The sequence below is a fragment of the Pseudoalteromonas sp. OANN1 genome, assembly GCF_024124685.1.
Taxonomy (GTDB): Bacteria; Pseudomonadota; Gammaproteobacteria; order Enterobacterales; family Alteromonadaceae; genus Pseudoalteromonas; species Pseudoalteromonas piscicida.
Genome location: NZ_JAMXSE010000027.1, coordinates 70,553 through 81,184 on the forward strand (window position 1 = coordinate 70,553; position 10,632 = coordinate 81,184).

12 protein-coding genes and 2 pseudogenes are annotated in these 10,632 nt (G+C 42.7%); 9 read left to right on the forward strand and 5 right to left on the reverse strand.

Features of this window, described 5'->3' with window-relative positions:
- Positions 1-290: 290 nt before the first annotated feature.
- Entirely contained in the window at positions 291-929 is a 639-nt protein-coding gene (locus NH462_RS19340) for a LysE family translocator (RefSeq protein ID WP_253107326.1), read from the reverse strand.
- A 93-nt stretch (positions 930-1,022) separates the two neighbouring features.
- Between NH462_RS19340 and NH462_RS19345 the strand changes: the two genes are divergently transcribed.
- On the forward strand, positions 1,023-1,889 hold the full coding sequence (locus tag NH462_RS19345; RefSeq protein ID WP_253107327.1) for a LysR family transcriptional regulator: 867 nt from the start codon (positions 1,023-1,025) through the stop codon (positions 1,887-1,889).
- Positions 1,890-1,922: 33 nt separating this feature from the next.
- Here the strand turns inward: NH462_RS19345 and NH462_RS19350 are convergent.
- Positions 1,923-2,203: pseudogene (locus tag NH462_RS19350) on the reverse strand (transposase); the annotation flags it as partial.
- Positions 2,204-2,476: 273 nt separating this feature from the next.
- Between NH462_RS19350 and NH462_RS19355 the strand changes: the two are divergent.
- On the forward strand, positions 2,477-3,616 hold the full coding sequence (locus NH462_RS19355) for a S8 family serine peptidase (RefSeq protein WP_253107328.1): 1,140 nt from the start codon (positions 2,477-2,479) through the stop codon (positions 3,614-3,616).
- A 161-nt stretch (positions 3,617-3,777) separates the two neighbouring features.
- Positions 3,778-4,467 (forward strand): DUF4386 family protein, encoded by a 690-nt coding sequence (locus NH462_RS19360; RefSeq protein WP_253107330.1) that lies wholly within the window; start codon positions 3,778-3,780, stop codon positions 4,465-4,467.
- A gap of 70 nt (positions 4,468-4,537) precedes the next feature.
- Here NH462_RS19360 and NH462_RS19365 read toward each other — a convergent pair whose 3' ends face one another.
- From NH462_RS19365 to NH462_RS19375, 3 genes are read right to left on the reverse strand one after another with little or no spacing between them, the layout of a single operon-like run.
- Entirely contained in the window at positions 4,538-4,942 is a 405-nt protein-coding gene (locus NH462_RS19365) for a lysozyme inhibitor LprI family protein (RefSeq protein ID WP_253107332.1), read from the reverse strand.
- A 23-nt stretch (positions 4,943-4,965) separates the two neighbouring features.
- The gene (locus tag NH462_RS19370) at positions 4,966-5,277 is read right to left on the reverse strand and encodes a hypothetical protein (protein WP_253107334.1); all 312 of its coding nucleotides are present in this window, start codon (positions 5,275-5,277) and stop codon (positions 4,966-4,968) included.
- Entirely contained in the window at positions 5,270-6,727 is a 1,458-nt protein-coding gene (locus NH462_RS19375; RefSeq protein ID WP_253107335.1) for a PLP-dependent aminotransferase family protein, read from the reverse strand. The genes NH462_RS19370 and NH462_RS19375 overlap by 8 nt, the downstream gene beginning before the upstream one ends.
- Before the next feature lie 96 nt (positions 6,728-6,823).
- Here NH462_RS19375 and NH462_RS19380 point away from each other — a divergent pair, with 96 nt between their 5' ends.
- The 6 genes and pseudogenes from NH462_RS19380 to NH462_RS19405 all read left to right on the forward strand — a co-directional run.
- Positions 6,824-7,399, forward strand: coding sequence for a GNAT family protein (locus NH462_RS19380; protein WP_253107338.1), 576 nt, complete (start codon positions 6,824-6,826; stop codon positions 7,397-7,399).
- Positions 7,396-7,977 carry an FMN-binding negative transcriptional regulator gene (locus NH462_RS19385; protein ID WP_253107340.1) on the forward strand — a complete coding sequence of 194 codons (582 nt, stop codon included), beginning with the start codon at positions 7,396-7,398 and terminating at the stop codon, positions 7,975-7,977. The genes NH462_RS19380 and NH462_RS19385 overlap by 4 nt, the downstream gene beginning before the upstream one ends.
- A gap of 71 nt (positions 7,978-8,048) precedes the next feature.
- Positions 8,049-9,062: a DUF5924 family protein gene (locus NH462_RS19390; protein WP_253107346.1), complete on the forward strand. Its 1,014-nt coding sequence runs from the start codon at positions 8,049-8,051 to the stop codon at positions 9,060-9,062.
- Between the two features lie 98 nt (positions 9,063-9,160).
- Positions 9,161-9,604, forward strand: coding sequence for a DUF2000 domain-containing protein (locus NH462_RS19395; RefSeq protein WP_253107342.1), 444 nt, complete (start codon positions 9,161-9,163; stop codon positions 9,602-9,604).
- A gap of 52 nt (positions 9,605-9,656) precedes the next feature.
- Positions 9,657-10,214 (forward strand): hypothetical protein, encoded by a 558-nt coding sequence (locus NH462_RS19400; RefSeq protein ID WP_045963190.1) that lies wholly within the window; start codon positions 9,657-9,659, stop codon positions 10,212-10,214.
- 179 nt (positions 10,215-10,393) lie between these two features.
- Positions 10,394-10,632, forward strand: a pseudogene (locus NH462_RS19405) (IS110 family transposase); the annotation flags it as partial.

Genomic DNA, 10,632 nt, shown 5'->3' on the forward strand with positions numbered 1-10,632 from the left:
CCGATTGAGTCTATTCTATTTAGCTATAGCAGTGTGATTACCAAGAGATACTGACGGTATAAGTACCAAGCGATTTTGACGTAATCACACTATCAATGTTACCTTCATTCTACAAAGCGGCCGTTCATCCAACCATTTCTGGCCCATTTTAATTTAACGTAATTACTCAATAGCAGATCGTAGTATAGAAATCACAGTACATTTCCTTATGACTGATAGCTATGGAGTGGTGTTTGAAAGCTCACCAACTTTTTTCGTTTCTTTGTTCAGCGTGGCATGGAAGCTTTGCTTTACGAGCTTGTTGAGTTCGTGAACGCTAGAGTTGCCCCAAAGGCTACAAGTCCGACACCGCAGGTTTGATTAACTCTGTTTCCAACTCTTTGAAAAACAGATAATACTTTTTCAGAAGTGACAAGAAATGCGATCAAACAGAACCACAAGATATGTAATACAGAAATGTATAGCCCATAAATCAACGCAAAGTATGAACTATTATCATTGTGCGGGGAGATAAGCTGACTAAATATACTTAGAAAAAACAGCATTGTCTTTGGATTCAGCATATTACAAAGAAAACCCTGTGTAAAATATTTGCGTGCGTTGTCATTCTGCAGCGATATCGATACAGTCTTGCAATCAAATTTAAGTTTTGAACAAAAGATGCCTGTAATCCCTAAGTAAATCAAGTAGGCTGAACCCGCGTATTTAATCATGCTAAACAATATTATGTTCTGTGATAATAAGTGACCAATTCCCAATATTGAGTAAGTAATATGAATACAGACACCTATCCCGATACCAAGTCCGGTCAATAACCCGGCTTTCCTTCCATTGTTAATACTGTTTTTTAACACCAAAACAAAGTCAGCGCCGGGACTTACAACGATTAACAATCCCAAAACTATATAGCTTGTTATCTCCACATTCATTCTCTAATATTGTCGATTTAGGATTATTGTAAGTATTTTTTTAGCCAGATATAATCGAAAAAAACGCATAAATTATGTGAGAAAAAATCACAGATGAGACACCTTAAAGCCTTTCATGTTTTTCATATCGCCGCAGAGTCTTCCAGCTATAGTGTGACGGCAGATAAGCTTCACATAACTCATGGAGCAGTGAGTAAGCAGATTAAATTATTAGAAACTTACCTTTCTCTGCCACTGTTTTACAAAAAAGGCCGGGGAATGGTGCTTACCCCAGATGGAGAGTTACTTAAGCAATATACCAATGTGGCTTTTGATGCATTAGATCAAGGTATTATTAAGTTAAGAAGTACCAAAAATAATTATCTTGAAATATCATGCGAGCCTACATTAACCATGCGCTGGCTTATGCCCAGACTTTCGGACTATTACAACCTATCTGGAACTGATATAAGGTTATCTACTGCTGGGGGCCCTATCACGCTAGGAGAAGCAGGCTTGTCGATGGCAATTCGTCGAGATGACTTTGATATACCCTCAGATTATGTAGTACAAAAGTTAGTTGAAGAATGGGTCGGTCCTGTTTGTTCTAAAGAGTACTGGAATAAGGTTCAACATGATTATTCGAATATAACCCTGCTTCACAGTAAGACACGCCCAAGCGCATGGAACAATTGGTTGATGAAATCAAACAATGGAATTCATCTAAACAAGTTTAATCAATCATTTGATCATTTTTACTTCTGTCTACAGGCAGCCGCAGATGGACTTGGAGCTGCAATTGGCTCATACCCTCTAGTTGCAGATGATTTGACTAATGGAAGGCTGGTTGCACCTTTCGGCTTTATTTTATCGGGGCATAATTACGTATTACTGCGGCAATCAAGCGAATTAGGAACGAAAGAGGAACACTTTCAGCATTGGCTTAAAAATAAGCTTTCTAAGTGTGTACCTGACAATTAGGAGTTTTCCATCTTCGATTCAGACAGAGCAGGCTAAGGTGCTTGCGCGACTGCGCTTGTCTGCTGTAACCAACCTTTCTTGCAAAGAGCCCTTTAATCGCACTATTTTCTAGGCTGGCTTCAGCATACATTTTTTGAGCTTAAGGTTTTCTTCTACAAGCTTTTTAACATCAGAAGCCTCCGTAACACCATACTTCTACTTCCAGTTGTAAAACGTACCATTGCTAATGCCGTGTTTACGACATACGCCCTCACTTTCATAACTGAGTCAGCTTCTTTTAGCACAGCAATGATCTTTGATTCGGTAAACGTGATTTTTTATAAATTAGTCTCCTCTTTAATGATTGCAGAAAACTCCAATTATGGATGTCTCATTTTATGGGAAGGTGACAATACAACTCCAATACAGCGCATAAACTCAACTTGATTGGATAAGTTAAAATCAAAATACTATTCATTTATGCACCTAAATAGGAAAAAGTAGATATTTTTTCGTTCCACCTTTGACAATTATTAATATACAGCTAACTTTGTTACCAACCTGTTTCAAAAGTTAATTTTAAAATAATTATAAATAGGAACAATAAGATGAAAAGAACACTACTTACTTTGTCTATCATGTCGACGTTTGGTGCTACTACAGCTTTTGCACAAGATGCAACGTATCAAGGCGCAGCCGTGGATGCGGAAATTGCGAATACCTGCATTGTGCGTTTTAAAGATGATGTTTCAAAGTTTGATGTTGAAGGTAAAGCGCGTGGCATGGTCGCAAAAGCGAATGCACAAGCGAAACATGTCTATAAAAACACCATTAAAGGCATGGCCGTGAACATGAGCTGTGACAAAGCTAAATCTGCGTTTGCAGGAAATAGCGATGTGATGCGCTTTACTCCCGATGGTAAAGTGTATGCAAGCCCGGCAAAAGCAAAGGGAAAACCAGGTGGTGGTAGTAACTCACAAACAACACCTTGGAGCGTAACGCGTGTTGGCGGTCCTGTGAATGGCAACGGTTATACCGCTTGGGTGATTGATACTGGTATCGACTTAGATCATCAAGATTTAAACGTTGACGCAAGCCGCGGTTTCTCTGCTTTCTCTAGCGGTAGAAATGCTGGCATGGACGACGGCAACGGCCACGGCACACACGTTGCGGGTACGATTGGCGCGCTCGATAACGGTATTGATGTAGTGGGTGTTGCAGCTGGCACCACTGTCGTTCCAGTAAAAGTGTTAGATGCTCGCGGCTCAGGCAGCTGGTCAGGTGTTTTAGCTGGTGTCGATCACGTTGCGGTCAATGCAAGTCCTGGCGACTGCGCAAATATGAGCTTGGGTGGCGGCTTCAACCAAGAGCTAAATGATGCCGTTGAAAGCGCAGCGCAACAATCAGGTGCTTTCTTTGTGGTAGCCGCTGGTAACGAAAGCCAGCATGCGGCAAATGTATCTCCAGCTAGTGCGTCACACAACCGCGTATTCACTATTTCAGCGACCGACTCAAATGACCGTTTTGCAAGCTTTTCAAATTATGGCAACCCACCTGTAGACTATGCAGCTCCTGGTGTTGGCATTTTATCACTTAAAAATGGTGGCGGAACAACGACGATGTCAGGCACTTCAATGGCTTCACCTGCCGCCTGTGCTGTGATCATGATGCGAAATGGTAACCCAGGTACTGATGGGAAAGCATCGAACGATCCAGATGGCAATGCCGATAGCATCGTTCATCTTTAATATAACTTGGAGAGCACCTAAAGGTGCTCTTCTCCTCTCCCGAATCCCCTTCCCTGCTCAATAAACTATTGTTACAAATAAACACGCCCAATTCTGGAGCTGATGCTTAATATGTTGCTAAACTGAGGACAACAATAATAATCAAATTTACTGGAATCGCTATGTCATTACAAAAATGGGGAGGCGTCGCCGCACTCACAGAAGCCGCGACTTATTTATTTGGCTTTGTATTATTTTTTGGGGTTTTGGACTCAAGTGAGCACAATACGCCAGCGCTTTATCTAGATTTCTTTGTGCAAAATCGCGATACCTTTTTTCTTGGTTATATCGTGATTGGGATTATTTTCAGTTTTGCTTTGATTGTGTTGGTGCAGGCAATTCATCAACGCTTTAACACCATGTCACCTGACTGGATGAAGTTTGCAAGCGTTGTTGGCTATATTTGGGCGGCGATTGTCCTTGCCAGTACTATGATTTTTTTAACCAGCATTGAAGCGATTGCAAAATTTTATGAGATGGATCCTTCGCTTGCATTAACAGTCAATCGCACCATTTCGATAGTGGTAGATGCGCTTGGCGGTGGCATTGAATTGGTTGGCGCGATTTGGGTACTTACAATCAGTTGCGTCGGTCTCAAACATAAAATATTTAGCCCACTGCTTCATTATTGGGGTTTGCTTGTGAGTCTAGCTGGGATTCTAACTTTATTTTCAGGTTTATCTTACCTTGCCAAAAACCCATTTTTTGAGGTTACTACGGCTATATTTGGTCTCGGACAAATCCTATGGTTTATTGGATTAGGCGTGATGCTATTGAGGAATAAAACATTATCAGAGGTTGCTCCCGACTAAGTTAGGCGCAACCACTGCTAGAATAATATCCCCAAGAGGCGATTGAAAAGTTATCGCCAAAACCACGCGTTTACTCAGGTTCTGGTAATACTGGTGGAGTGCTATCCATATAAGTCAAAAAGTTAGCCCAAAGTGTATGGGTTCTGGTTTTAACTAATTCCTTACGACACTCGAGCGCCATCACACCGCGAATAGTGCCTTCTCGCCATTGGGTATATACCGCACCGCAGTGGGCATCGAGATAGCTTTGCCACGCCAACTGCGAAGCTTTAATCGCTTCCACCAGTTGCTCATCAAAGGCATTATGCTCAAGGCTTTTTTGATAGTAACGTTCAAGCGCTTCGGTTCGCGCGTTAAGCTCACTCATTGCACACTCGTTGATGTCTATGGTTGAAACAGGGTTTTCACACACATCTCCTCCCGCCAACGCGAATTGGCAATTTAATAAAAACAATGCAGCCGCGATTAGTCTCATGGTATTTCCTTTTGTGTTTAACCTTAAATGAATTTCAACATATTACCGATGGAGTCGAGGTTAATTCCACCCATCAGCTCTGGATTATTCAACGCGTAGAGGTAATCTTCGATCAAGGTGCAATCAATCTCGTCACGCAGTTCAACAAACCCAGCCCAATTTTCGAGGTCATCTTCGTCGATTTCACCGCTGAGATATTTTGCTAATACCACACTTAACATCGCCTTGCTGATAGCGAGCGATACTGCGCTGTTATCGCTCAATAATATATCTAACGCCTGCGCTTTGTGTGGGCCGAATGTAACAAATTCGGCCAGTGCTTGTTGCTTATTCATGATTTTTCTCCAGCTCTGCGACCAAAGCAAATAACTCACTCAGCCCAGCTTGCTGTTGCTCGACTTCTTGCGCCGCAAAGCCTAAGCGAATATGACTTAAACTACTAGCCTTATCGAGAGTAAATTCAGGCTCACATTGTACGTAAATCCCTTTTTCAAGCGCTTTTTCAGATAATTTCGAGACGTCGCGTTTGCTGTTTACCCAATACGCCATACCGCCTTGTGGAATTTCAAAGTCGATATCTAACTTAGCTTTAAGCTCGCTTAGGTGCTGCGCCATCGCGTGATGGCGTACTTGATAGGATTTGGTCATGCGGCGTAAATGGCGCTCAAACCCGCCCTCTTCCATCCAGTAAGCCACAGCCAACTGGGTAAGCGCATCATTTTTGTGATTAAGTAGCTGCTTACGTGCTACCAATTGCGCAAGCACATCTGTCCGCGCACTCATATAGCCCACACGAGCACCGGCAAACATGATTTTTGAGAAGGTGGAAATATAAATCACTATACCACTTGGATCGCTTGCCGCCATCGGCTGTAACGGCGGGCAAAGATAATGAAACTCATGGTCGTAATCGTCTTCAATAATAAACACGCCATACTGCTGGCACAGCTGATAAATCGCCATTCGCCTCGGTACGGATAACGTGACCGTCGTAGGGTATTGATGCAGCGGTGTTAAATACAGCAGCTTCACCTTGTTTTGTTCAAGACAGCGCGCCAAGGCTTCCACTTTAATGCCTTCTGCGTCTTGTGCTAAAGCAAAAATTTCAGCACCTGCATTGGTAAAAGTATGCCGCGCAGGTGGATAACCAAGCATCTCGATGGCAACACCATCACCTGGATTAATAAATGCATTTGCCACCAATGAGAGTGCTTCTTGGGAGCCATTACAAATCAGTAAATCATCACATACTAGCCCCCTTGCTCGGCGCAAATATGCCTGAATTTGGGATTTCAGTAACTCGCACCCCGCAATGTCTGAATAGTGAAAATGACTGACATTGGTTTTGCGACACGCCTTTACCAAAAACCGCTTAAACTCATCATAGGGAAAGGCATGAAGATCTGGTAGGCCCCCTGCAAAACTATAGCGATAGGCCGTACGCTTAGTGCTGCTTACTGAAGTCAGTGTTTTAGCAAATTGAGGTACAATTTGGGGTGTAGAAGGCACTTTAGTGTCTATCTGTTGGCTACTGAAAATAGGCAGTTCAGTATTGACTCGATAGCCGCTACGCTCTTTGACCACCAGCCAGCCTTCAGCTACCAAGTTTTGTAGTGCATTCATCACCGTATGCCGGTTCATACCATGTAACTCAGCCAGCTTTCGGGCTGAAGGAAGTTTGTCACCAGGTGTGAGTTTACCCTCAGTAATGGCGCAGCGTAAAACATCTGCTAAGCGTTTATGTTTAGCATCTTGAGACTGTGTTTTTGGGCTAATAGAAATCAAAACTGGTCTAATTAAATTATTAAATCTGGTTGTTTTATATCAACCAAAATCAGCGCAATATGCAAGCATTAAAAACACAGAATGAATGGAATATTGATGCTTTCAAAACAAACGCTAGAATCCAATCGCGTTAAGCTCACCCCACTTGAAGCAGCACATTTACCTGAGTTATTGGCTCGAGGCAAAAAAGCCGAGATCTGGAAATGGGTATTTAACAATTATTGTCGCGATCAAAAAACCATCGAGCAATGGTTTTACGGTTCAGCGCAGTTTGACGAAAGCGAACAACTTGTTGTTGCAATCATAGATAAAGACTCAGGTAAACTGGCTGGTAATAGCCGCTTGTTTAGACTTGATAAACTCAACCTAAGTGCCGAGATCGGCCATACTTTTATTGGTACTGAATTTCAACGCACGCATGTTAATACCCACGCCAAATACCTGTTGCTCAAATATGCCTTTGAGGCGATTGGACTGGTACGTGTGCAATTTCAAACGCATGAATTTAACCATAAGTCTCGTAATGCCATCGCACGTCTCGGTGCCCATTTTGAAGGATTGTCGTTAAAAGATAGGCGCCTGCCCGACGGAAGTTATCGTAATACGGCACGATTCGCCATCACCGACGAGATGTGGCCTGAAGTGAAAGCGAGGTTGGAGGAAAAGTTATGAGCTACCCTAGAAACTACTACGTTGAAAGCAATCCAAACATACTCAGATCTGTGATCACAAAACACCCGCTGGCCACGCTGACGGTGATACAGGAAGGCAAGATAAACACCGTTTTTGTACCGCTAACATTAAGTGATGATCATGCTTATTTGCTCGGACACGCTACAAAAGACAACCCGATTTTTCACACAGGCGGTGTTATTCAAGCAGTTTTCCACTGTGAAGATCACTACCTCTCACCCGCAGTTATCCCTGACATTAAGCTCCCCACATGGTTGTACGCAAATGTGATAGTTGAAGGTGAGCTCGCGCTTATTGCTACTGACGATGAAAAATACGCGTCAATGCAAGCGCAAATAACGCATTTTGAGCAGTTTTCAAATAGTCATTGGCAGCTTGATAGCGTGCCTGCCAATCAACGCCAATCACTGTTTAACGCCATTAACTTTTTCAAGGTTAAAATCAATTCGATGCATGGCGCTTTTAAGTTAAGCCAAAATCAATCGAGTGACATTCGCGCAATAATCAAAGCACATTTAACGCCATCCAAACCAATGTTAGCTAGTTATGTGCGTTAACTACTAAACTCATACTGCATTCATGGTTGAAGTGCTTGAATCTTAAAGACCAGCAAGCAATTTCTATCTCAATGCGTTATTTCAAAAACCTAATAACAAAATTTATTTTGATGATGCAAAAGTGGCCGGGCCTGATGGCAGTGCTAGCTTTTTGTAGCGGTATAGCAAGCTTTATTTTGGTTGAACGGAAAGAGTCGTTTTCACAGGTCATCGCTCTACTATTACTCACTAGTTGGCTGTGGCTTATTATTGATAACTGGCTTCGCGACAAAGTAGAGCAACGTTTTGGTATTGTGTTGTCACCCAACTTTATGCGCTTTGCCCTACAAATGGTACAACAGGAAAGTCTATTCTTCGCACTGCCTTTTTTCTTGGCTGCCACAACATGGAATCATCCACAGGCCGCGTTTACCTGCTTAATTGCACTCTGCGCGTTTATCTCCGTTGTGGACCCGATATATTACAAAAAGCTAGCCCGGCATAATGTGCTTTTTATGGTATTCCATAATTTTGCCTTATTTGTTGTGATTTCAGTTACGCTTCCTATTTTGCTTCACCTGACAACCGACCAAAGTATACAAATAGCGCTAGTCACCGCCATTATTCTTACCCTACCGAGTCTTGGTAATGTCATGCCACACGCAAGATGGTGGCGTTTTCCCTTATTGGCTCTGCTACTAAGTGCGCTTAGCGCTGGTTTGTGGCAGTTACGCAGCTGGGTTCCTCCTGCGGCCTTACGACTCACCGACATAGCACTCGCTTATGAGGTTGATAGGCAACAACGAAAGCCAATGAACAGTATCCAACACCTCGATACCCATTCGCTTCACGAACAAGGCTTATACAGTTGGAGCGCGGTAAAAGCACCTCGGGGACTAAACGAAAAGATATTTCACGTGTGGGTACACAACAAACAAGTGGTTGACCGAATTCCGTTAAATATTAGCGGTGGACGCGAAGAAGGCTATCGAGCTTGGAGCCATAAAACTAACTTTCCGGCCGACTCAACAGGTAAGTGGGAGGTGCACGTTGTCACCAATTCAGGACAATTGATTGGCCTTACAAAGTTTACTGTCTCTCCTTAGGAAGTTTTAAGGAATTACAATCAATTATCGACACCGAAGCGCCGTGATAGCTTTATTATGATATGGTTAAGTGCCTCTTTTTTAACTCAAGGAAGTCTATGACTGATTTTTCCGTTTTACCGGACGAAAACTCAAAGCGATTTGTTGCTGTGCTCAATAAAAAAGTTGAACTTGGTCGGCTTTTTAATGCGCTTGGCCATCTGACCGCTGGCCTCATTGACCAAATTGGTAATACCGATGAGCTTTGCTTTTTACCGTATCAAGACAAAGATGGCGGCATTCACCCTTCGATTTCACACTACCCTTTTATTGTGCTTAAAGCGGATAATAGTAATAAAATCAGAAAAGTGCGAGCAGAGCTTGTGGCTCGTAACATCCCTTTTACCGACTTTACAGATACCATGATTGTTGGCACATCCGAACAGCAAGTAAGTGCAACCGCTGAAACATCAGAACAAGACTTAGAGTACTTTGGCATTTGCATGTTTGGCGATAGCGCGGAGCTTAAAGAATTTACTGGGAAATTCAGCTTGTTTAAATAACCCGAGGCTTATTTTTGGTATTACTGATTTTGTTATAGTTTAGATTTAATTTATGAAACGATTTTCAAGTATTGCGTTGGTAATTGTTGTATTACTAGTCATCCTTAATATGAGTAATTTGCCTTGGGAGTTAAGATTTGCAGCTCCTCAGCATAATTACCTTTTCGTTATGATACTGGCCATCATCTTACCCGCTTCAGTGTTGTTGTGGTCGTTATGTCGACGCATCAAGTTACTCAAAGTGTCAGGCTTCTTAGTCGCTTTGGCAGCAGCAGTGCCGAGTTTCATCGTATTCATCTTTGCCGCTGGTGATTATTCCGAGATCAAACAAAGCGGCGTTGACAACTCCTTTGCCGAACTTAATCGACTGAATGTCAATGACGATAACTATGTGCTTTACCGAACCGACCGCGGAGCCACCACCTCATATGGTTTAGTTTTACGCTTAGAGCGAGAAATCGGATTTGGTATTCATGCAGTAAAGGTCGTTCACAGCAAATACAAAGCCGCAGAAGGTCAGCTGGAGTTGCTTTCTGAGAGCCAAATAAAAATGCAGATCCAGCCTTATGATACGCAAGACCAAATGGAAGTGGTGGTGTTAGATATTTAAAATACTTTCTATCTCTATTGCGTGAAATACATGATAAAAGCAACAAGATCGCTGTGTGAAACAGCTCCTACTGCGTAGCGTAAATACGCGTGTAGGAGATGTATGGACTCCTCCCCCTTAACGGGAGAGTACGGTATAAAGATATTGCAAAACACTTTTACCAAATAAGGAGTCCATACATGGCACAGTCTAATTTAATCGCTATCGACTTGGCAAAAAACATTTTCCAAGTAGCACAGCTGAAAGGCAATAAACTCAAGTTTAATAAGCCAATGAAACGCGAACCTATGCTTGAGTTGCTAGCAAAAGCCGAGGGTTCAAAGGTCGTGATGGAAGCTTGCGGTAGCGCCCAGCATATTGCTCGCAAAGCGCTGTCGCTGGGGCATGATGTCATGTTGCTTCCCCCTAAATTTGTTAA

Coding starts and splice junctions, on each gene's coding strand:
- NH462_RS19340 (WP_253107326.1), bottom strand. CDS start 929: ATGAATGTGGAGATAACAAGCTATATAGTTTTGGGATTGTTAATCGTT.
- NH462_RS19345 (WP_253107327.1), top strand. CDS start 1,023: ATGAGACACCTTAAAGCCTTTCATGTTTTTCATATCGCCGCAGAGTCT.
- NH462_RS19355 (WP_253107328.1), top strand. CDS start 2,477: ATGAAAAGAACACTACTTACTTTGTCTATCATGTCGACGTTTGGTGCT.
- NH462_RS19360 (WP_253107330.1), top strand. CDS start 3,778: ATGTCATTACAAAAATGGGGAGGCGTCGCCGCACTCACAGAAGCCGCG.
- NH462_RS19365 (WP_253107332.1), bottom strand. CDS start 4,942: ATGAGACTAATCGCGGCTGCATTGTTTTTATTAAATTGCCAATTCGCG.
- NH462_RS19370 (WP_253107334.1), bottom strand. CDS start 5,277: ATGAATAAGCAACAAGCACTGGCCGAATTTGTTACATTCGGCCCACAC.
- NH462_RS19380 (WP_253107338.1), top strand. CDS start 6,824: ATGCTTTCAAAACAAACGCTAGAATCCAATCGCGTTAAGCTCACCCCA.
- NH462_RS19385 (WP_253107340.1), top strand. CDS start 7,396: ATGAGCTACCCTAGAAACTACTACGTTGAAAGCAATCCAAACATACTC.
- NH462_RS19390 (WP_253107346.1), top strand. CDS start 8,049: ATGCGTTATTTCAAAAACCTAATAACAAAATTTATTTTGATGATGCAA.
- NH462_RS19395 (WP_253107342.1), top strand. CDS start 9,161: ATGACTGATTTTTCCGTTTTACCGGACGAAAACTCAAAGCGATTTGTT.
- NH462_RS19400 (WP_045963190.1), top strand. CDS start 9,657: ATGAAACGATTTTCAAGTATTGCGTTGGTAATTGTTGTATTACTAGTC.